Origin of the sequence: Nocardia jejuensis NBRC 103114 (assembly GCF_001613145.1) — a bacterium.
Classification (GTDB): domain Bacteria; phylum Actinomycetota; class Actinomycetes; order Mycobacteriales; family Mycobacteriaceae; genus Nocardia; species Nocardia jejuensis.
On sequence record NZ_BDBU01000002.1, the window covers coordinates 286719 to 307033 of the forward strand.

Annotated in this window: 18 protein-coding genes; 12 read left to right on the forward strand and 6 right to left on the reverse strand. The window is 68.2% G+C overall.

Annotated elements, in window-relative coordinates; all coding sequences use genetic code 11:
• Window positions 1-59 precede the first annotated feature (59 nt).
• Entirely contained in the window at window positions 60-452 is a 393-nt protein-coding gene (locus tag NJ1_RS01795) for a VOC family protein (RefSeq protein ID WP_067686354.1), read from the reverse strand.
• A 222-nt stretch (window positions 453-674) separates the two neighbouring features.
• Here NJ1_RS01795 and NJ1_RS01800 point away from each other — a divergent pair, with 222 nt between their 5' ends.
• The gene (locus NJ1_RS01800) at window positions 675-1064 is read left to right on the forward strand and encodes a hypothetical protein (RefSeq protein ID WP_067686355.1); all 390 of its coding nucleotides are present in this window, start codon (window positions 675-677) and stop codon (window positions 1062-1064) included.
• A gap of 164 nt (window positions 1065-1228) precedes the next feature.
• Here NJ1_RS01800 and NJ1_RS01805 read toward each other — a convergent pair whose 3' ends face one another.
• Both NJ1_RS01805 and NJ1_RS01810 read right to left on the reverse strand, forming a co-directional pair.
• Complete coding sequence (locus NJ1_RS01805; RefSeq protein ID WP_067686358.1) at window positions 1229-2059, reverse strand: carboxymuconolactone decarboxylase family protein; 831 nt, start codon at window positions 2057-2059, stop codon at window positions 1229-1231.
• Between the two features lie 465 nt (window positions 2060-2524).
• Entirely contained in the window at window positions 2525-2818 is a 294-nt protein-coding gene (locus tag NJ1_RS01810; RefSeq protein WP_067686365.1) for a hypothetical protein, read from the reverse strand.
• Window positions 2819-3085: 267 nt separating this feature from the next.
• Here NJ1_RS01810 and NJ1_RS01815 point away from each other — a divergent pair, with 267 nt between their 5' ends.
• The 3 genes from NJ1_RS01815 to NJ1_RS01825 are packed head-to-tail and all read left to right on the forward strand — an operon-like array spanning window position 3086 to window position 8787.
• Window positions 3086-7078: a non-ribosomal peptide synthetase gene (locus NJ1_RS01815; RefSeq protein WP_245717170.1), complete on the forward strand. Its 3993-nt coding sequence runs from the start codon at window positions 3086-3088 to the stop codon at window positions 7076-7078.
• Complete coding sequence (locus NJ1_RS01820) at window positions 7075-7773, forward strand: DUF6875 domain-containing protein (RefSeq protein ID WP_067686368.1); 699 nt, start codon at window positions 7075-7077, stop codon at window positions 7771-7773. Before NJ1_RS01815 ends, NJ1_RS01820 begins: the two co-directional genes overlap by 4 nt.
• Before the next feature lie 39 nt (window positions 7774-7812).
• The gene (locus NJ1_RS01825; protein ID WP_067686895.1) at window positions 7813-8787 is read left to right on the forward strand and encodes an alpha/beta hydrolase; all 975 of its coding nucleotides are present in this window, start codon (window positions 7813-7815) and stop codon (window positions 8785-8787) included.
• Here the strand turns inward: NJ1_RS01825 and NJ1_RS01830 are convergent.
• The 3 genes from NJ1_RS01830 to NJ1_RS01840 form a co-directional block, all read right to left on the reverse strand.
• A complete protein-coding gene (locus NJ1_RS01830; RefSeq protein ID WP_245717171.1) occupies window positions 8784-10127 on the reverse strand; it encodes an MFS transporter in 1344 nt (447 codons plus the stop codon). The genes NJ1_RS01825 and NJ1_RS01830 overlap by 4 nt on opposite strands.
• A 177-nt stretch (window positions 10128-10304) precedes the next feature.
• A complete protein-coding gene (locus tag NJ1_RS01835) occupies window positions 10305-11273 on the reverse strand; it encodes an alpha/beta hydrolase (RefSeq protein ID WP_067686374.1) in 969 nt (322 codons plus the stop codon).
• Window positions 11274-11315: 42 nt separating this feature from the next.
• Window positions 11316-12506: a TetR/AcrR family transcriptional regulator gene (locus NJ1_RS01840; protein ID WP_067686380.1), complete on the reverse strand. Its 1191-nt coding sequence runs from the start codon at window positions 12504-12506 to the stop codon at window positions 11316-11318.
• 336 nt (window positions 12507-12842) lie between these two features.
• Between NJ1_RS01840 and NJ1_RS01845 the strand changes: the two genes are divergently transcribed.
• The 8 genes from NJ1_RS01845 to NJ1_RS01875 all read left to right on the forward strand — a co-directional run bounded on the left by NJ1_RS01845 (window position 12843) and on the right by NJ1_RS01875 (window position 19926).
• Window positions 12843-14120, forward strand: coding sequence for an MFS transporter (locus NJ1_RS01845; RefSeq protein WP_067686384.1), 1278 nt, complete (start codon window positions 12843-12845; stop codon window positions 14118-14120).
• A gap of 46 nt (window positions 14121-14166) precedes the next feature.
• On the forward strand, window positions 14167-15519 hold the full coding sequence (locus NJ1_RS01850) for an alpha/beta hydrolase (protein WP_067686387.1): 1353 nt from the start codon (window positions 14167-14169) through the stop codon (window positions 15517-15519).
• A 297-nt stretch (window positions 15520-15816) separates the two neighbouring features.
• Entirely contained in the window at window positions 15817-16506 is a 690-nt protein-coding gene (locus NJ1_RS01855; RefSeq protein WP_422615727.1) for an Rv1157c family protein, read from the forward strand.
• A 25-nt stretch (window positions 16507-16531) separates the two neighbouring features.
• A complete protein-coding gene (locus NJ1_RS37745; RefSeq protein ID WP_084477640.1) occupies window positions 16532-16702 on the forward strand; it encodes a DUF2613 domain-containing protein in 171 nt (56 codons plus the stop codon).
• A complete protein-coding gene (gene pgfA / locus NJ1_RS01860) occupies window positions 16699-17835 on the forward strand; it encodes a cell envelope lipid trafficking protein PgfA (protein WP_067686391.1) in 1137 nt (378 codons plus the stop codon). The genes NJ1_RS37745 and pgfA overlap by 4 nt, the downstream gene beginning before the upstream one ends.
• Before the next feature lie 117 nt (window positions 17836-17952).
• Complete coding sequence (locus NJ1_RS01865; protein WP_067686394.1) at window positions 17953-18351, forward strand: hypothetical protein; 399 nt, start codon at window positions 17953-17955, stop codon at window positions 18349-18351.
• Between the two features lie 5 nt (window positions 18352-18356).
• A complete protein-coding gene (locus tag NJ1_RS01870; RefSeq protein WP_067686396.1) occupies window positions 18357-19028 on the forward strand; it encodes a TetR/AcrR family transcriptional regulator in 672 nt (223 codons plus the stop codon).
• Between the two features lie 157 nt (window positions 19029-19185).
• On the forward strand, window positions 19186-19926 hold the full coding sequence (locus tag NJ1_RS01875; RefSeq protein ID WP_157573689.1) for a hypothetical protein: 741 nt from the start codon (window positions 19186-19188) through the stop codon (window positions 19924-19926).
• Window positions 19927-20315: the final 389 nt, after the last annotated feature.

Consider the following 20315-nt stretch of genomic DNA (forward strand, 5'->3'; position numbering starts at 1 on the left):
TTCGACGATCGCGAGCAGCGGCCACGACAGCGCGCGGGGCCGCTGCCGGCGTCTCGCTCTCAGGCCTCGGCGATGACGACCAGATAGGAATCCGGGTCACGCAGCCAGATCTCGCGGTGCCCGGAGTTGGGGTTGCGGTGCACATCGGTCTCGATCGACACCGCGGCACTGCCGATCCGTGCCACCAGAGCGTCGAAGTCGTCGGCTTCGAACCACAGCGCGAGGCCGTTGCCCACCGGCTGGTTCGGATCGCCGATCGTGCCGTGATGGTGCCCGCAGTCGAGCCGGTGCAACTGCATGATCATCTGCCCGTCGACCGTGAGCTGCTCGTACTCGGACCCGCCGTGTCCGCCGGCCGCGCCGAGTACCCGCTGGTACCACCCACTGGAGGCGATCACATCGCGGACGGCGATCATCGGTTGCGGTCGTATCGAAGGCGATCTGTTGGTCATGGTTCGCAGGGTAGCCAGCTCGATGCCGCTGCCGCTTGTACGAATGCGAAGTGCCGCGCCGCGGTCCGGCCGAGCGTGCGGATCGACGGTTCGATCTCCGCGCGGTGTGGCGCAACGCGGTTGCGCGGCTTCGGGGGTCGAATAGGACGGTTCGCTGGACTGGGGTAGCCAGTCGGCCGTGACGAGGAAGGGTCGGTGTAGATGTTTCCTGAAAGTCGGTGGATGGGTCGGGGTTTGCTGGTGTGCATGGCCAGTGTGATGGTGACCCTGCTGGGATTGGCGATCGCGGGCTTCGAAGCCACGGTGCACAGTCTCGAGCACGTCAGCGCCACGGGCGCGGACGGGTCGGTGCACGCGACCTACAGCTGCGAACACGCCTCGGGCGCCGAAGCCGTGCAGTTCACGATCCACGACGGGGGAACCGAGCCCGATCGCGCGTGGGTCCACGCGATCTGCGACGGTGAGAAGCGCACCGCCAGTGTGCGACTCTCGGACCCGACGCACAATTCGCCCGGCACCCAGATTCTGGTGTGGCTGACCGGTGAGCACGGCGCGCCCGAAGCCGACCGGATCGGCAATCACGCGCGGGTGACGGTGGGGGAGCAGCTCTAGCCGGATCGAACAGGTTCTGCGGCAGTAATTCTCGATGACAGCGGCGGACTCGGCGCACTGCCGGGCCCGCCGTTGTCGCCCAGGGAAGTGCGCGCGCTGCTGCCCCGCTCGGGTGCCGGTCCATGCGGCGGCCGCCGTGGTGCGCGGACCTCGCGCGCCCGCGGTCAGGCCGGGTCGGTCACGCCGGTGGTGTCACGCTCGGTGAAAACCTCACGCGCGGCGGCGATTCCGTTGAGGGCGGCGGGGAATCCCGCGTACACGGCCATCTGGATGATCGTCTCGACGGCTTGGGTGCGGGTGCCGCCGACGTTGAGCAGCCCGTGCAGATGGACCCGCAGCTGAGGTCCGGCGGTGCCCAGGGCGGTGCACGCGGCGATGGTGGCGAGTTCGCGGTCCCGGAGGTTCAGCCCCTCGCGAGAGTAGACGTCGGCGAACGCGAATTCGACGATGTAGCGGCCGAGGTCGGGCGCGATATCGGACAGTGAGCGGATCACGGCGTCCCCGGCACGGCCGTCGATGCGGGCCAGCTGAGTCAGACCGCGCTCGTAGCGTTGCCGGGAGGTCTCCTCGGGGTGATGGGTGCCCGGTGCCGGGGTGGAGTCGAGATCCGGGCGCGCTGCGAAGGCGGCGCGGGCGGCGGTGAGGCCGTTGAGGGCCGCGGGGAATCCGGCGTAGACACTGGTGTGGATGATGACCTCGACGATCTCGGCCGGGGTGAGCCCGAGGGTCAGGGCCGCGTCGATGTGAAAGCGCAGTTGTGGTGCGGCATTGCCCAGTGCGGTCAGGGCCGCGACGGTGGCGATCTGGCGCTGCGCGAGAGTCAATCCGGGGCGGGCGTAGATATCGCCGTACGCGAACTCCGCCGTCATGCGAGCGAGATCCGGTGCGATGTCGTCCAACCCGGCCAGCACGGCCGGACCCGAGGGGCCCGACACCTGGCGGAGAACCTCGAGGCCGAGCTCGTAGCGGTCGGTGGCCGGGGCCGATGTCGTCATCGCTGCACTCTCTTCCGGTGTGGTCTCCGGGTTTTCCCGCCGGAGGCGTCCGAGAAGAACGCTACGAGTTGGAGTGGACTCCATGTCAAACCGCGCGGCGCAGCTCGATCGGGTCCACCTCGCGGCGCGGCCGAACCGGCCGGCGGCACACACTCCGGGATCGTGCGGTGCGGTGCCGGAGATGGGGCGGTGCCGGAGATGGGGCGGCGTGGACCGGAGAAACCACTCGAGGTCGCCGGTCGTGATCGGTTGCGGAGCACAGGGTTCGGAATCGAATTCCGTATCGTGAGGCGGGCATTCGGGTGCGCAGGATTCCTGTCGGACGGCACGGCGCCATGCGAATTGCTGGACGGTAGCGAAATGTCCAGGTATGGATATCGGTACCGTCGTCCGGGTGGGGAATCCCGGTCGGCCCAGCGGCCGAGTCGGGCCGGGCGGCGACGGGCCGTTTTTCGGGCTATTGGGCTACTGGGCGATTTCGAGGGCGAGCTCGCGCAACCATTGCACGCCGCTGGCGCGCAATGCCTCGGGGCCCGAGGCGCCATTGGCCTCGGCCACGGACAGCAGCAGCAGTTCGTTGAGATACAACTGGCCGCGGATGAGGTGAATACGTCCGGTCTCGTCGAGGTCGGTGATCCTGCGGCCGATGTACTCCGCTTGCGCGTCGCGTGCGTCGTCACCTTCGGAGACCCACATGGTGAGCAGTTCGATGGCGGCACTGATGACTTGGGCGGCATTGGTGGGTTCCGGCGAGGTCACCCCAAAACGGTAACTCTAAATTTGCTGTAAATCGTGAAGCCACGCTATTCGGTCGTTGCCACGGCATTTCGGTCGTCAATTCCCGAATCGGGATATCCGGCGTGCGAGGGAATTGTCGGCGATACCCGTCGGGGAGGCCTCGCAATGGCGCCCGGTGAGAGTGAGTTCGACGGTCGGTCGGCGGTTCGCGGATGGTCGACCGGCGCGCATGCAGTAGGTTTCGGCGCGACGGTTCGATCGATGGTGCTCGGGGCGTGAGGAGACACGGTGGCGCAGGCCGACGCGGAGGCGATACTCCGATTCGCCGTGCCCGATCCGGCCGCCGGTGTCGTCGCGGACGCGGATTTCCCGCTCTCCGCGGCGCAGTTGCGCTGGTGGGTCGCGCAGGAGCTGTATCCCGAAGTTCCCAATACCGTTGCCCTGTATCTGCGGTTACGCGGGCCGCTGCGCATGCGCCTGCTGCGCGAATGCACCGTGCGCGCGGCGGGGGAGTTGCACTCGCCGCGGCTGCGTTTCCGGATGGCCGAGGGATATCCACGGCAGTACCTGGACCCGAACGCGTTCGCGGAGATGGGGTTCGAGGACCTCACCGACCTGCCCGAACCGGACGCGATCGCCATTGCCCTCGCGCGGATGGACCGCGACCACGGCGCGCCCCTGAATCTGCTCGCCGACACGCTGACCGTGGCAACGGTCTTCCGAGTCGGCCGCGAGCATCATCTGCTGTATCTGCGCAGTCATCACATCGTGCTGGACGGGATCGGAGCCGCCGCGGTCCTGCGCAGAACCGTCGAGTTGTACACCGCGGCAATGGATCTGGACGGACCCGGCGATTCGGTCGGTGTGCCCGGAGGCGTCGCGGCCCGCCCGCTCACCATCGCGGAACTGCTCGAGCAGGAGCGCTCCTACGGCGGTACCGCACGTGCGGTATCCGATGGCGCGTACTGGTCGGAGCAGGTGGCGGGTATGCCCGACCCGGTCCGCGTGACCGCGCGGCTGCCCGCCCGGCTTCGCCCGCCGCACCGGATATCGGCGACGATTCCGGCGCACACCGCCGAACTCCTGGCGGAATGGCGGCGACGGGACGGCTACACACTGCCGGAATTGACCGTCGCGGCATTCGCGTGCTGTCTCGCCGCGATGACCGGAGCTCGGGAGATCGTGCTGTCGCTGCCGGTGGCGGCACGCCCGACCGCGGCTCTGCGGCGCTCGGCCGGATCGGTGTCCAATGTCGTTCCGCTGCGGCTGCGCGATCTGCGGGACGGCACCGTGCTCGAGGTGGTGAAACAGGTCCGCGCCCGTATCATCGGCGCGCTGCGTCATCAGCGATACCGCTACGAGGACATTCAGCGTGACCGGGGCGAAAGCCACACCGCACGAGGGAGTTTCGGCCCGGTGGTGAACATGCTCGGGACCGTGGAACCGCTGAGCATGGGCCCGTTGACCGCGCAGGTGGAGTTGCTGGCGCTGGGTCCGGTGGAGGATCTGCTGATCAACGGGTACCAGTTGGGGCCGGACGAGCACGCCGTCACCCTGGGTATGCAGGGCAATTCGGCGCTGTACTCCGCCGAGGCGCTGCACGCGCTGTATCGACGGTTCCTGGACTACTTCGAGCGCTTCCTCGCCGATCCCGACCAGACCGTGCGAGGGCTGGATCCCGCACGACTCCTGTCCGGCCCGGCGGCCGCGCGGATCGATCGGCTACTACCGGCGCTGCTTCGTACCCCGCTGCTCGGCGACGACTCGGACAGCGAGTCCACGGCGATCAGCGAACGTGTCGCGATCCAGGACGGTGATCGCGCCTGGACCTACCGGGAGCTCGACGAGACATCCTCGCGCTGGGCTCGGGTTTTGATCGAATCAGGTTCGGGCCCAGGGCAATTCGTACTGGTGGCGGTGCCGCGTTCGGCGGAATCGGTGCTGGCGCTGTGGGCCGTGGCGAAGACCGGCGCGGCATTCGTTCCGGTCGATCCCACCGATCCCGTCCACCGCCTCGCGGCCGTCGCCGCCGACTGCGGTGCGCGCCTGGGAGTAACCGTGGCCGCGGTGCGCGACGCACTCCCGCCGGAACCACGGTGGCTGATGCTCGATGACCACGGCACCCTGGACCGAACGGCGCCGCGCTCGGGCGCTGCGATTCGGGACGGCGAGCTGCTTCGGCCGACGCATCCGGACCATCCCGCCTACCTCATCTACACCTCGGGCACCACCGGCGTCCCGAAGGGCGTGTGCGTCACCCACCGCGGACTCGGCCCGCTCACCGACCACATCGTCGAACACTATGGAGTGCGGCGGGATTCGCGCGTCCTGCACGCGCACGCGCCCTCGTTCGACGCGCACCTGCTCGAGTTGCTGGCGACGTTCGCGGCCGGGGCGACGCTGGTGGTCGAACCACCCGCGGTCGTGGCCGGAGCGGCGCTGGCCGAGCTGTTGCACCGGTCGATGATCACTCACTTCCTGACCACTCCCGCTGTGCTGGCGACCCTGACCCCGGAACAGGTGCCGCGGCTGCGGGTCGCGGTGGTGGGCGGCGAAACCTGTCCGACGGATCTTCTCGCCCGATGGGGTCCGGCTCTGCGCCTGTTCAATGGTTACGGCCCCACCGAAACCACCGTCATGGCAACCCAATCCGCAGCGCTGAGGCCGGACGCTCCGGTCACGATCGGCTCGGTGTTGCCGGGGGTCCGCGCGCGGGTTCTCGACGATCGGCTACGCCCGGCGCCGCAGTGCGGCGAGGGTGAGCTGTACCTGGGCGGCCCCGGCGTCGCGCGGGGCTATCACGGCAGGCCGGGCGCGACGGCCGAGCGGTTCGTCGCGGACCCGTTCGAGTACGGCGAACGCCTCTATCGCACAGGCGATCTCGTACACACCGCACCCGACGGCACCTTCGAGTTCCTGGGCCGCTCGGACAGTCAGCTCAGCGTGCGGGGCCGTCGGATCGAGCCCGCGGAGGTCGAAGCCGCGGTGCGGGCCCAGCCGGAGATCGATCAGGCCGTGGTCACCGCGCACGAGGGACCCGCGGGACTGCGAGTGATCGCCTATGTGACCGCCGCCCAGGACAGTGGCCTCGACCATGCCGATCTGATTCGCCGTCTGCGCGACCTGCTGCCCGCCGCGCTCGTCCCCGCGCGGCTGGTGGAGGTGGACCGGCTCCCGGTCACCGCGCACGGCAAGGTGGATCGGACCGCGCTGCCGCCGCCTCCGGACACGCCCCGCGCCTATCGATCCCCGGAAACCGCGGTGCAGCAGGTGGTCGCGGACCACTTCGCCAGGTGCACCGGGACGCCGCGCGTGGGCCTGGACGACGACTTCTTCGAGGTGGGCGGCAATTCCCTGCTGGGCGTGGGGCTCTCGGCCGAACTGGCCGCCGCCACCGGCCTCCCGGTCACGGTGCGCTGGCTCTACACCGCCCCGACCGTACGAGAGCTGGCCGCCCGCCTCTCGGAACAGCGCGACACCGCTGCCGACGATGCCCTCGGGGTGGTGCTCCCGCTGCGTCGCAACGGAATTCGGCAGCCGCTGTTCTGTGTGCACTCGGCCGTGCCGCTGGCCTGGTGCTACGCCGCGCTGGCGCAGCAGCTGGCCGACCGCCCCGTGTACGGCCTGCAGGCATTGACCCTGGCGGGTGAACCGCGCGCCGGAGCGTCCATCGAGGATCTCGCCGACGGGTACGTGCGGGAGATTCTGCGCGTGCAACCCGAGGGGCCGTACCACCTGCTGGGCTGGTCGCTGGGTGGGCAGATCGCGCACGCCATCGCGATCCGGCTGACCGAGCTCGGCGCAGGGGTGGGCACGCTGGCCATGCTCGACAGCATCGTGTTCCCGGAACAGATGCCCCCGCCGCCGCTGCCGCGCATGCGTGATCTGCTCACCCACCTACTGGGCGACGAACCCGCGGACGGCGATCTGCTCGAAGACGTCACCGCCGACGAGGCTGCCGCCGAACTACACCGCGCCACAGCCTGTTTCGGATCGGGTTTGACCGCGGAGCAGCTGACGCGACTGCATCGGGGCTACCGCGACGGCGTGCGCCTGTCCCATGGCTGCCGACCCGGTGTTTTCGACGGTGATCTGCTGTACTTCTCCGCCACTCGAGGGGTGACCGAATCGGTCGGCGTCCAGATGTGGCGCCCGTACGTCACCGGCACGCTCGTGGAGCATCCGGTGCCGACGACACACGCCCAGTTCTGCAATGCCGACGTCGTGCCGATCGTCGGCCCGCTGCTGAGCGCGCACCTGGATCGGGTGGACCCGCGATGAGGACCGGGACACGGTCGGGTGTGACCTGGTGGAACGTCTACGAGGACCCCGTGCGCTGGGAGCGTCGGTCCACCGAGGCCGGTCTACTGCTGCGCTGGATCACCGAGCACCTGTCGAGTCCCCATCCGGAACTCGGACGGCCCGGGCCGGTCTGTCCGTTCATCCGGCACAGCGCCGCCCGGCAGCTCGTGTGGGCCGGATCCGCGGCAGGCGGCGACGAGCTCTCGGCGGCGCGGATGGATCACATCGTCGACGACGCCCTCGATATCTACCGCGCGCTGCGAAGCGAGAACCCCTCCGGGGCAGAGCGATTCACGCTCGTCACGATCTTCCCGGAACTCACCCGCTACGACCTCATCGACGCGGTGCATCGGAACCGCAAATCCCAGGCGGTCAGCGAGGGATCGATGCTCGGGCAGTTCTATCCGGGCTGCGCGGTACCGGGCTTGTGGAACCGCGAGTTCCATCCGCTGGACTCCCCGGTCCCGATGCTCGTGCTGCGACCCATGATGAGCACCGACTTTCCCTTCCTGGTCGCTCGACGTGAGTGGCTGTACGCGTATTTCACCCATATCGCGCCGGACCTGCCACGCGCGCTGCGGCGGTCGATCGCCGAGAGGATGCTGGTGGCCGGTCCCGGCAGCGATGAGATCACGTCGCTGCGGGTGCATTCCATCGACGAACACGCGCGGTGAAGCCCCGGAATCGCCGCGGTGCCGCGCAATACTGACTTCATGCACCGGACTCTGCGCTGTTTGGTCGTCGTCATCGCCGCCGCTTTCGCTGTCCTGTTGCCGATCCCCGCGGTCGCCGATTCCGGCTCCTCGATTCTCGAGGTCCGCCCGCTCGGTGGCCGGCAATTCGAGGTGATCGTCTACTCCGCCGCCATGAACAGGCCGATACCGGTGTGGGTGTCGCATCCCGGCGGCCCCGCGCCGGCGCTGTATCTGCTCAACGCGGTCGACGGCGGTGAGAACGGCGGTCCCTGGACCAATCGCACCGACGTGGCACAGTTCTTCGCCGACAAACCGGTCAATGTCATCCAGCCGATCGGCGGGCGCGCCTCCTATTACACCGATTGGGTCACCGATGATCCGGCGCTGGGGCGCAACCGGTGGTCCACCTTCCTGATCGACGAACTGCCGTCGCTGTTGCAGGACCGATTCGGCATGACCGGCCGCAATGCCGTTGCCGGAACGTCGATGTCGGCGACCTCGGCGCTGAACCTGGCGATCGAGGCCCCGGGCCGGTATCAGGCGGTCGGGTCCTACAGCGGATGTCCGCGCACGAGCGATCCGGTGTCGAGCGCGTACGTGTACTCGCAGCTGCAGCTGTACGGCGCGAACGCGGGCAATATGTGGGGCCCGGCCGGTAGCCCGGCCTGGGCGGCGCACGATCCGATCCGCAATGCCGAGAGTCTGCGCGGGGTGGCGATGTACATCTCGGCGGGGGACGGTGGTGCGGGGGTGCACGATACGCTCGCCGACCCGTCGATCGGCGGGGATGCCGGGCGGCTCGCGGACCGGATGCTGGTGGGCGGCGGGATGGAATCGGTGGTGCGGGGGTGCACCGCGGCACTGACCGATCGGCTGGCGGCCCTGGGCATTCCGGCTCAGGTCGTGTTCCGGGCCGGCACTCACGCGTGGCCGTACTGGCAGGACGACGTGCACGATTCCTGGCCGATGTTCGCCGCCGCGCTCGGGGTCTAACCGGCCTGCGAATCGGGAGCACCGGCGCGCTGCGCCGAATACGGCAGTGCGAGAGTGAGCGCGCCGGCGCCGAAGGCGACCACGGCGATCGCCGCGAACATGGTGACACTGCCCGGCACGGTGTGCGCGCGGAAGAACAACGCGCTCAACAGAACCAGCCCCAGCGCGTTGCCCAGCTGCTCGATGGTCGGCAGTACGCCCGAGGCGGCGTCCATCTGCCGCTGCCGCAGTCCCGAGAGCATGATCGGCTGCAACGGAACGCTGAACGCTCCGACACTCGCGCCGGCCAGCACCACCGGGCCGATGACCAGGGGTACGCACACCGCACCACCGGTCACGCCGAGGTACACGGCCCCGGCCGCCACGCATCCGCCGAACACGGTGATCGCCACCGCCAAGGCCGCAACGCCCCAGCGCCGCACCAGGATCGGTGACAGCAGCGCCCCCGCGCACGCCCCGACCGCGAACGGCGTCATCAACAGGCCCGTGCGCCACGGCGAGAACCCCAGCACATCCTGCAGTGTGATCGAGATCGCGAACACGAACGCGGTGAACAGGCCGAAGAACATGGCCACCAGGAGGGAGCCGATCGCGAAACGCCGGTCGGCGAACAGATCGAATCGAACCATCGGGCTGCGCCCGCGCCGCGCCTCCCGGCGCTGCTGCGCCGCGAACCCCAGCGCGCACGCGGCCGCCGCGACGATCAGCAGGCAGGGCGCGATCCGCCAGCCGTACTGTTGAATATCGGTCAGCGCGTACAGCAGTGCGAACACGCTCAGCGTGGACAGCGCCACCCCGGCCGGGTCCAGTCGTTCACGCTGTCGCGGCCGGACCGGACGCAGATACCGCAGCGCCAGTACGAAGGCGAGCAGGCCCAGCGGCAGATTGATCAGGAACACCGCGTGCCAGCCGGATCCGAACAGATCGGCCTCGACCAGCGCCCCGCCCAGAATGGGCCCCACCATCCCCGCGAAACCCGCGACAGCGCCGTAGACGGCGAACACCTGCTGATGCCGATCACGCGGAAAACCGGCCGCGACTATGGCGATGGTCTGTGCGGTCATCCCCGCCGCGGCCACCCCCTGCACGACGCGCGCGGCCACGAGTTCGCCTGCACTGCTGGACATTCCGCACCACAGGGACGCGGCGGTGAACGCCGCCACCGAGGCGAGGAACATCGTGCGCCGCCCCGCAAGCTCCCCGATCCTGGCCGCGGTCAGCAGGGTGCACGCGAAGGCCAGCGAGTACCCGGACACCACCAGCAGTTGCGCCTGCGACGAGAGTCGCAGATCCGAGGTGATGGCCGGCAGCGCGGTCGTCACGATCGTTCCGTCGATCATCTGCATGAACACCGCGATCAGGCAGCCCGCGAACGACGCCCACGCACCTGTGTCCGCTGCCCGCTCCCGGGCCAGGGCCTTCTCGAAGCTCCGCGCTGAGTCGATGGCGTCAGCATATCGGCAACCGGCCCGGATTCCGGTCAGCCGGAAGCGAGCTGGAGTGGGCTCGGGTACCGCCTACTCGCGGGAGTTCAGGGACATCGCCGGTCCCAGCTGCTCGGTGATCTCCCGGGCGATCTCGTCCAACGACGTTTCGGCCTCCGCGATGATGCCGGGCATGACGAGGTAGGCGTGCGGCATGTTGTCGTAGTGGCGGTGGCGGGTGGGCACACCTGCCTCGAGCAGCGCCTCCGCGTAGCGGATGCTGTCGGTGCGCAGCGGGTCGTGCTCACAGGAGATGACCATCGCCGGCGGCAGTCCGGCATGGTCGGCATGCAGGACACTGATCAACGGTTCGTCCTTGTTCTCGCCCGCGTAGTCGTGAACCATGCGTTCGGCCGCGGCGCGGTCTCCGCCGGGCATGGTGGAAGCGTCCCAGTCCGGCGAGGTCAAGGTGGTGTCGGTGAACGGATAGATGATGACCTGGTGTCGTATCGGGTGCCGTGCGCCGTCGCGGTTGGCGATCGTCAGGGCCGCGGCCAGGTTGCCGCCCGCGCTCTCGCCGCCCACGCCGATCCGCTGCGGATCGAGCCCGTGCGGTCGGGTGTCGACCATCCACTGCAGGACGTCCTGACAGTCGTGTAGTGCTGCGGGGAAAGGGAATTCGGGAGCAAGGCGGTAGGAGATGCCCACCACGAGGTAGCCGGTGCGCGCGGCGAGCCCGCGCTGGATATTGTCGGCGAAGTCCAGTCCGCCGTTGACGAAGCCGCCGCCGTGGATGAACAGGACCGCCGGGGCGCCGGGCCGAAGGTCCGGGCGAGCATAGATCCGGATCGGGATCGGCCCCCCGCGTCCGGCGACGGTGTCGTTCCAGGTGCGGACACCGAGATCGTCTCTGCCACCGAAGAACCACGGATGGGTCTTGGCCAAGCGGGCGGAGTGGGGCTCGCTCAGTACCTGCTGCGGAAGGGGGATCAGTCGCAGCCTGGTCAGCAGCCGGGCCACTGCCATGATCGTGCGGGCGGGTTGCGGAATCGGTCGGGCCATGGTGTCTCCAGAGATCGATATGTCGTTGTCGGAGTGCGGGATTCAGGCGTCGGGCAGGGTGAGCAGGCGGCCACCGATCTCGTGCAGGATCGCGTCGATGCCGGGGTGGCGCCGGAGCTGCGGGGTCGATGCCACATCGCTGAGCATCACCTGGGCCGCCTGCACGCGAATGCGGGCCGTGGTGCCGTCGAATTCCGGGCGCAGGGTCCGCAGTAGCCGGCACCATTCGGCGATGTAGTCGTGCTGGGTGGTGCGGGCTCGGTGCAGCTCCGCCTCGGGGAGATACGCCATGTCGGAGACGAGGATCTGCATCAGCTGCGGGTTGTCGAACACGAACTCCCGATAGGCCGCCAGCAGTCCGGTCAGGCCGTCGCGGGGATCGCGGGCGCGGGCGAACGTTCGGTGCAGGTCGATCCAGAGCCCTTCCGCGCCACGCCCGATCGCCGCGGCCAGGATGTCGGCCTTGGACGGGAAATGGTTGTAGACGCTCTGACCGGCGATACCGACCGCCGAGCCGATGTCCTCCATACTGGCCGCGCCGAATCCCTTGGTGGCGAACAGTTTCACCGATTCGGTGACGATCGCCTCGCGTCGGGAATGGACGCTGATTCCCGCCTGCTCTTCCTGCGGGGACCCCGCGTCGCCGACTGGCAGGGGCGTGGCGATCACCGTGGCGATCAGCTCGGCCAGCAGGGTGGACATGGCTGGTTCGGGCAGTGTCGCGGTGTGCAGGGAGGCGCTGTTGGCGACCGCGAGCACGCAGAATGCCAGTACTCCGGCCCCGGCCGCGTCGAGTTCCGGGCGTCGAGCCCGGATGGCCGTCGCGGTCAGTTCCGCGACGTGCCAGCCGGTATCGAGGAACCGAGACGAGTCGGCCTCGGTGAGATTGCGGGTCTCGCGCCGCCAGAGAACTCCGACGCCGCGGCGATCGAGCACGGTCGCGGCGAGTTCGCCCGGCAGGTCGCGGCCGGGATCGGCCGCGTACGCCTGCGCCACATCGACGTAACGGGTGAGCTGGGCGTCGATGACCGTGGCGAGCAGCTCCTGCTTGCCACGGAAATGGCGATAGAGCGCCGAAGGGCCCATGCCGACCGACTCGGCGACGTCGCCCATGCCGATCTCGCCGTAGCCGCGGTCGCAGAACAGTTCGGTGGCGGCGTCCACGATCAGCTGCCGCCGGTTGGCCGGGCGGGTCCCCCGTCCGGGCCGGACCAGGTTCGTCTCACTCGCCATCGGTTCACGCCTTCCATCGGTTCGCCGCCTGCGGATCAGACTAGCAGAAGACCATGTCGATTCACTTAGTGGATATGTAGAGGCTTGACGTACATGTTCGTCTGAGTAATGTGGCGCAGGTCGCACTTCAATCAATTCACTTAAGGGGACTGGCCGTGCCGGTCACGCATACCCCGCGCCGAAATCCGCAGCGCACCCCGACGCCGACTGTCCGACGCTCGGGCGCACCGGACCCGCTGGTCCGAGCACGATCGGGCGGTCCGCCGACGCGGGGGAGTCGTGCCCCACGCGCAGCCCGCGCAGCCGAAAAGATCTACACCGGAACGAAAGTCGACGATGTCCGAGACCGAACACGTGTCCAGTCCGCGCGACACCTCCGCGCGCTTCCCGGGCCGGGCGCAATCGCCACTGTTCCTGCCGATGCTGGTGCTGGCCTACCTCGGCACCGCGCTCGCGGTGTTGTCCGCCGGATTCGTCAGCATCCCGTTGCGGCTGTCCGAGCTGGATCCCGCGGGCAAGTCCCAGACGCTGTCGCTGATCGTCGCGGTCGGCGGCATCGTGATAATCCTGGTGTCCGCTCCACTGGGCCGCATCAGCGACGTGTCCACCGCACGCGCCGGTATCCGGCGGCCGTTCATTCTCGGGGGCGCGATGGTCGGTGTGCTCGGCATGCTGGTGCTCGCGTTCGCCGCGAGCGTCCCGGTAATCGTCGCCGGATGGGCGGTGACGCAGGCCGGTTTCGGCGCGACCACCATGGCACTCAATGCGCTACTGGCCGAACAGATTCCGGCTCGGGTCCGGGCTCGGGTCGCCGCCGCGTTCGGAATGAGCACGGCGCTCGCGCCCGCCCTCGGCAGTTGGCTGGTGGGTGCCGTGCCGGGCGATCCCCGCTATTGGTTCGGCGTGCCCGGCGTGCTCGGACTGCTCGCCGATATCGGCGTGGTGGTGGTACTTCGCGACATCGTGCGCACCGAACCCGTGGCCGTGGGCTGGCGGAGCCTGGCGCGCAGCTACTGGATCAACCCGGTGCGGCACCGGGACTTCGCCTGGGCATGGCTGTGCCGGTTGCTCGTCACCATGTCTCTGGTGTCGGTGGCGACCTACCTGCTCTACCTGCTCACCGATCGCCTCGGGCTGACCCCGGCCGAGGCGACCACCACCCAGGGCGCTGTGATCGGGGCGATGTTCGCGGCCAGCGTCCTCACCAGCGTCGCGTTCAGCTGGATTTCCGACCGCACCGGCCGGCGCAAGCCCATCGTGTACACCTCGGCGCTGTTCTCCGGGGTGGGCTTGCTGGTCGCGATGTCCGCACACGAACCGACCGTCTTCGTCATCGGGATCGCCCTGGTCGGGATGGGGCAGGGCGCGTTCGTCTGTGTCGATGTCGCGATGATGACCGAATTGCTGCCGGACTCCGCCGACACCGGCGCGGGCGCCGGGCTCGCCGTCATCGCCCTGTCCTACCAGCTTCCCCAGCTGCTGCTGCCGGTGCTGGCCACGCCATTGCTCGGGCTCGGAGATTCCGGGCCGAACTACACCGCGCTGTTCATCGGCGCCATCGTCGCGATCGTGCTCGGCGGACTCGCCGCTCTGCCGATCAAGTCCGTGCGCTGAGCGCGATCGCGGTTGTCGAATCACGTTCGATCGAAAGAGAATTCGGATGACTCCCCTCATCGGCCGGAAATGGGCCAGCGCCGCGGCCGGCATCCTGCTCGCCTGCGCGGGGCTGCCCGCGACCGCGCAACCGCCCGCGAATCTCGCGGCGGTCCCCGACGCCACGATCGTCGCGGAACACTGGCTGACTTCGCGCACCGTACAGATCACGGTGTCCACCAACGCATTCACCGCCCCGGTCGCGGTGGAGGTGATGCTGCCGAGGGGATATCGACCCGATGACGGGCAGCGCTGGCCGGTCACCTACTACCTCGCCGGGGCGAACCACGATCAGACCGCGTTGCGCGCCGCCTACGACGGCGAGGCCGTCACCGAGTCCTATCCGTCCATCGTCGTGGAACCGCGTGGAGACATCGGGTTCTGGTCGGACTGGTTCGACCAGGGCCGCGGCGGCCCACCGAAATACGAGTCGTTCGTGATCGGGCAACTGATCCCGCTGATCGATGCCAACTTCCGCACGATTCCCGATCGAGCACACCGTGCGATCGTGGGCGAGTCGATGGGCGGGTACGGCACGTTCATGCTCGCCGCCCGTCATCCGGACCGGTTCGTGGCCGCGGCAAGCCTGTCGGGTGTTCTGGACACGAATTCTCCCCAGACCTGGGACCCGGTGTCGTACACACCGATCGCACAGGGCGCCGCGCCCGCCGCGGTCTACGGACCCCGTGCCACCGAGGAGATTCGATGGCGCGGGCACAATCCGCCCGACCTCGCCGAGAACCTGCGGGCAGTCGATCTGCAAGTCTTCACGGGCAACGGGGTCTACGACCCCGCGCACGGTGAGTCCGCCGGAGAGCAGTCCGTCGGCTGCCCGGTGGAAAGCGCGCTGGTGCACCAGCCCAGCGTCAGCATGCACACCGTGCTGCTGGCCCTGGACATCCCGCACGGGTGGACCGACCTTCCGTGGGGGTGCCACGGGGCGGCGCTCTTCGAATATGAGATGCGGCAGGCGATTCGACATCTGGCGGAGGTCTTCGCGAGTCCACCGGCCGCGCCGAGCTCCTTCGACTTCCGCTCGATCGAGCCGTCCTTCGACGTGTGGGGCTGGTCGGTGCGCGCGGACCCGAACCGGGCGATGGAGTTCCTGGACCTGCGCGACGTCAGCGACACCGGCCTGAGCGTCACCGGTAGTGGCACGACCAGCATCACGACGCCACCGTTGTTCCGAGGCGCGGATCAGGTGCGGGTCACCGTCGATGGAAGTCCGATGACCGTGTCGCCGAACGCGGAGGGCGAAGTGACGCTTGTGCTCGACCTGGGGCCGGCCGACCGGCAACAGCAGTATCGACCCGGCGCCGTCACCGAGATGAGAACCGCAGTGGTGCAACTGGTCCGGTAGTCCCTGATCCCGGACCCGGGATACGCGCGCGGCGGGTAACCGCGACGTGCCGGACTCGGCGGAATTCTCGGGGCGTGCGCGACCGCCCCCGCGGGCGACAGTGCGTGGGCGCGGCCGGTCACCTGTTCGACCGCGGGGGCGCGATCGATTCGCCGATCGCGCCGCCCACCGGCTGGACCTGCACGTTGTGCAACTGCACGAGTTTCGGACCACTTCTCTGAATCGATTGTGTTGTGTGTCAATATGTTTTAACCTCATGGATCTGAAACCGATCGGTACCACATGAGGGAACAACACGTGCTTCGCACCAGAGGATCGCGGTTCGTCATCGCCGCGCTCACCATCGCCGCGAGCGCTTCGCTCGCCGCGCCCCCGGCAGCGATCGCGGAACCGGCGCCCGCGCCCGCCGAGATCGCGGACAGCCCGCAGGCTGCCATCCTCGCCCAGGCTCGTACCCTGCTGGCGACACTGAATCCTCCCGCGCAGCTCAAAGCCACTCTGGAAAAGGTCATCACCTTCCTCGACGGCAGCGGTGGCGGCGGCCCCGAACTGCCTCCGCTGGACGGTCCGGTCATCTCCCAGTTCTTCTACCCGACCCTGGGCAAGGGGTGCATCGGGTCGACCTCGGATTCGGTGGGCGCCGCGCTCGCCGTGCCCGGCCCGGCCGCGCTGCCCCCGCCCGGGCCGAAGGCCGGTCAGACCGGATTCGTCTTCACCGCTCTCGGCACCAAATCGCCTACGCCGCAGCAGAACCCGCCGATCACCGTGCAGTGGGTCAACCTCGACACCCGCAAGTCGGGCAGCACCCCGCTGACCGATGAGGCGAAGATCAACCCCGACGGCCCGGTCACGCTCAGCGCCGTCGCGGACACCGGCTCGGGCCGGATCGCCGCGGTCCTGTCCGGCTCGCTGAGCACTACGACCGGCGCCGCCGACCTCACCACCTGTTCGTTCCTGCCGACGCTCGGATTCTTCACCGTCGCTTGAGCTTTCGATTAACCTGGAGAACCCGATGAAGTTCGCAGTACCCGCGATCGCGAGCGGAGTGGCCGGCGCAATTCTGGGCGTGGCCGCCATTGCCGCCATCACCGTTGCCTCGCAGCAGGATTCACGCCCCGACCTCGGGCAGGGCGCCGATCCCGGCTCCTCGATGCTCGGCAACGTCCAGTACGGCCACCGATGAGCGCGGCCAAGCGGACCACCGCCTGCCTCCTGGTGGCGCTCGGCGCGCTGCTGATCGTCATGGCCGCGCTGATCCCGACCTACACCCTGAACCGGCTGGCCAAGACTCCTCTCGACCTCGAGATCACCACCATCGCCACGAGTCAGCCCGGCGAGGACAGTCTGGTCCTGGACTCCAGATCGCTTGCGTCCCCGGACGGTGCGGCGAAGATCGACACCGATGTGCCGATCATCTCGCAGCGCTTCGTCACCGTCGAAGACCCCTCCGGCGCGGCGGAAATGACCATTCAGGCGGGTCAGACCCTGCGTCGTGGCGATCGGGACACCGCCGCGGGTGTGCTCACCGCGAGCATCGACCGGGTCACCATCGACCGCAGGAGCGGTGAGCCGGTCGCCGCGAATCCCAATGGTTCGATCGCCGTCACGGCCACCAAAGACGGTGCGTCGGTGGCTGATCCGGTGCAGCACGTCGGACTTCAATACCGATTCCCGATCGGCACCGAGAAGAAGACCTACCCGTACTTCGACCTGAACGCGCGAAAGACCTACGACATCGACTTCATCGAGGAGACCTCGATCAAAGGTATGCGGGTCTACCACTTCCAGCAGTCGATCCCGGTCACCGATATGTGGAACGTGGTGCAGGCCGCGTCGAACAAGCTGACCCTGCCCGCCACCAAATGGGGCCTGGAGGGCGACGCTCCCGTCACGATGACCCGCTACTACACCAACACCCGCGATGTGTGGGTCGAGCCCGAGACCGGGACGGTCGTCAAAGGCGGCGAGCGGATCCACCTGTACTACGCCCGAAACGGCGACAAGCCGGACGTCACCGCGCTGAAGTCGCACATCGTCTTCGACGACAAGACCGTCGACTCCCAGATGGCCGTCGCGCAGGAGAGCATCGACAAACTCTCGGTCTTCGGCCGCACCGTCCCGATCGCCCTCGGCGTCCTGGGTGTGTTCGCGTTCATCGCAGGCGCAGCACTTGGCTTCACCGGTGCGGCGAACCCCGCACGCTCCCAACGCAATCCGAATCGAAACCCCTCGCGGCCGGTCCCCGACCCGGTCGGTGTCCACCGCGCCACCGACGACCCCGTGACCGAGAAGATCGAAATCCTGAAGAACTCCTGACCGCATCGGAAATCGGCCTCACGCATCAGCGTGGGGCCGATCGTCGTACTTGAACATGTTCAAATAATGGCCTAGCCTCACAGTTGAACACGTTCAAATAAGCAGGGAGCTGGGACAATGAACCTTGTCGTCATCACTTACGCGGCCTACACGATCGTCAGTTTGGCGGTCACGTTCTGGGTGGCTCGGGTCCTGCACCGCACCGGTGCGGGGTTTCTGGTCGATGTCATGAACGGGGACCGCGACCTCGCCGAAGCCGTGAATCACCTGCTGGTCATCGGGTTCTGGCTCGTGAACGCGGGATTCGTGGCCCTGGCCCTGCGCATCAGCGTTCCGGTCGAGGATTCGCGCGTTGCGATCGAGGAACTCGCCAGAAAACTCGGGATGGTCCTGCTCGTGCTCGGCGGTATGCACTTCGCGAACCTGATCGCCCTGAACAAGATACGGCGCGGCAGGCATCGTGAGCAGCAGGCCGTTGTCCGCCCAGCTTCGGCCGACGACGCCCTACTAGCCTGAGCCACATGCCCCGCCCCGAGCCCACGACCGCGCGCGGTGAGGAAACTCGCCGGCAGATCATCGATGCCGCCCTGCGCCTGTTCGAGCAGAACGGCTTCACCAAGACCACCATGCGTGCGATCGCGGGCGAGGCCGGTGTCAGCGTCGGCAACGCCTACTACTACTTCACATCCAAGGAACACCTGGTCCAGGGTTTCTACGAACACATCCAGGCCCTGCATCGGGAGCGGGTCGAGGAGACTCCCCGCGGCGATTCCCTGGCTGTTCGATGGCAGATGATGGAACTGGCCTTCGTCGACGTGGCCGCGCCCTACCACGAGTTCGGCGGAAAGTTCTTCGCCATCGCCGCGGAACCCACCAGCCCGCTCAGCCCGTTCAGCGACGAAAGTCGGCCTGCCCGACAGGCATCCACCACCATCATGAGCAACCTGGTCATCGGCGCCGACGTCAAGGGCGACAAGCGGCTCATGGCCGCGCTGCCCGATCTGCTGTGGCTGGCCCACATGGGCATCGTCCTGTTCTGGGTCCACGACCGCAGCCCCGGCCAGGAACGCACCCGGCTGCTGATCCGCCGAACCGCCCCGCTCGTGGAACGCATCGTGGCGCTCTCGCGGCTCCGTCCACTGCGCCCCGTGCTCTACCCGGCCCTGGATCTCATCGAAGAACTCCGCAACTGAACAGCCGCACCGCTGGCGACGGCAGTGCCTGGTCGACCGCATCATCGTGCGGAATATCGAGTGGTGGAACCCGATCGGGCGTCGGTATCGTGGGCACGCGCTCGACGTAGGACCATGCTCGACGTAGGACCATGCTCGACGTAGGACCATGGAGGGGGTGCGTATGGTGCGGCGATTCTGGATCCGATTCGATGTGGACAGCGGGCGGTCCTTCTGGCCGGGGAGTCAGGGCGTCGGTGTGACCGGATTCGACGAGCGGGATTGCTTGTCGATGGTGGCTGATCTGCTCCCGGAGGGGGCGGTGCTGCCTCCGATTCGTCACATCACGGTCGACATCTCGCTCGCGGAGAAACTCCCGCTGAATCCTTCCCATCTCGGAGTCCCGGTGTGGCGCGGGGTGTGGTATCCGCCCAGCAATCTCTGGACCGGACCAAATTGGCGTCCGCGCGGCGTCGGCCGAAATCCCGCCGCACCCGCCTCCGGCCCGGGACGCCTGACGGATTCACCCGCACAGCCGGGGGCCGGTGTGCGGCCCGACCCGCTGCCGGAGTGGTGGGAGGAAATCCCGCATGTCGACAGTCTGCTGTGGCCGGTCGGCCGGATGCCCTACACCTATCTGGGCGATCAGATGTGGCGCTACGCACCAGAATTGCGGTCCGCCATCCTCGCGGAGCCGAGCTACGGGGACATGGTGCGCGAAGCCCTCGACTACGTGATCGCGCGACGCCCGGCACCGAAAGAGTGGTTCGACCCGAACACGACCGCGTTCCTCGACGACCAGCAGCAGAACGAGTATCTGCGGACCTTCCGCGACTACCTGTTCGGAATTCACCCGTACCCGATCTACCCGCCCCTCGCACGGGTACCCGGCGCGGAAATCACACCGATAGTCGAGTGAGCACGAGACGCCGGGGCGCGCGCACCCCGGATGTGCATCGGCGCCCGGGACCGTCCGTCGGTGCCGAGACCGTCGGTGGCGCAAGAGTATTCGCGACTTTACGACCGTGAGCATTCGCCTCGTCGGCGGGTCGAGCGTCGGTCGATTCCCGGAACCGGGCGCGTGGTCTCGGTTCGCGACCGGGTCGGATTCTCAGCGCGCGGAACCGCTTTCGATGAATTCGCGAAAGACACGGGGCCGACATTGTCCGCCCGAGGCGATGTCCATCTGATCGGGGCGAGCGTTCGTGCACGAGGCCGGTGTTCGGCGGGACTCGGTCGGCGAACTGGGTCACACAGGTTGCGTGACTCGCCTCCGGTATGCATCATGCATATCGTATGCATTATGCA

Bases quoted from the DNA above. Each gene is read 5' to 3' on its own strand.
- NJ1_RS01795 (WP_067686354.1), bottom strand. From the start codon at position 452: ATGACCAACAGATCGCCTTCGATACGACCGCAACCGATGATCGCCGTC.
- NJ1_RS01800 (WP_067686355.1), top strand. From the start codon at position 675: ATGGGTCGGGGTTTGCTGGTGTGCATGGCCAGTGTGATGGTGACCCTG.
- NJ1_RS01805 (WP_067686358.1), bottom strand. From the start codon at position 2,059: ATGACGACATCGGCCCCGGCCACCGACCGCTACGAGCTCGGCCTCGAG.
- NJ1_RS01820 (WP_067686368.1), top strand. From the start codon at position 7,075: ATGAGGACCGGGACACGGTCGGGTGTGACCTGGTGGAACGTCTACGAG.
- NJ1_RS01825 (WP_067686895.1), top strand. From the start codon at position 7,813: ATGCACCGGACTCTGCGCTGTTTGGTCGTCGTCATCGCCGCCGCTTTC.
- NJ1_RS01830 (WP_245717171.1), bottom strand. From the start codon at position 10,127: ATGATCGACGGAACGATCGTGACGACCGCGCTGCCGGCCATCACCTCG.
- NJ1_RS01835 (WP_067686374.1), bottom strand. From the start codon at position 11,273: ATGGCCCGACCGATTCCGCAACCCGCCCGCACGATCATGGCAGTGGCC.
- NJ1_RS01840 (WP_067686380.1), bottom strand. From the start codon at position 12,506: ATGGCGAGTGAGACGAACCTGGTCCGGCCCGGACGGGGGACCCGCCCG.
- NJ1_RS01845 (WP_067686384.1), top strand. From the start codon at position 12,843: ATGTCCGAGACCGAACACGTGTCCAGTCCGCGCGACACCTCCGCGCGC.
- NJ1_RS01850 (WP_067686387.1), top strand. From the start codon at position 14,167: ATGACTCCCCTCATCGGCCGGAAATGGGCCAGCGCCGCGGCCGGCATC.
- NJ1_RS37745 (WP_084477640.1), top strand. From the start codon at position 16,532: ATGAAGTTCGCAGTACCCGCGATCGCGAGCGGAGTGGCCGGCGCAATT.
- pgfA (WP_067686391.1), top strand. From the start codon at position 16,699: ATGAGCGCGGCCAAGCGGACCACCGCCTGCCTCCTGGTGGCGCTCGGC.
- NJ1_RS01865 (WP_067686394.1), top strand. From the start codon at position 17,953: ATGAACCTTGTCGTCATCACTTACGCGGCCTACACGATCGTCAGTTTG.
- NJ1_RS01870 (WP_067686396.1), top strand. From the start codon at position 18,357: ATGCCCCGCCCCGAGCCCACGACCGCGCGCGGTGAGGAAACTCGCCGG.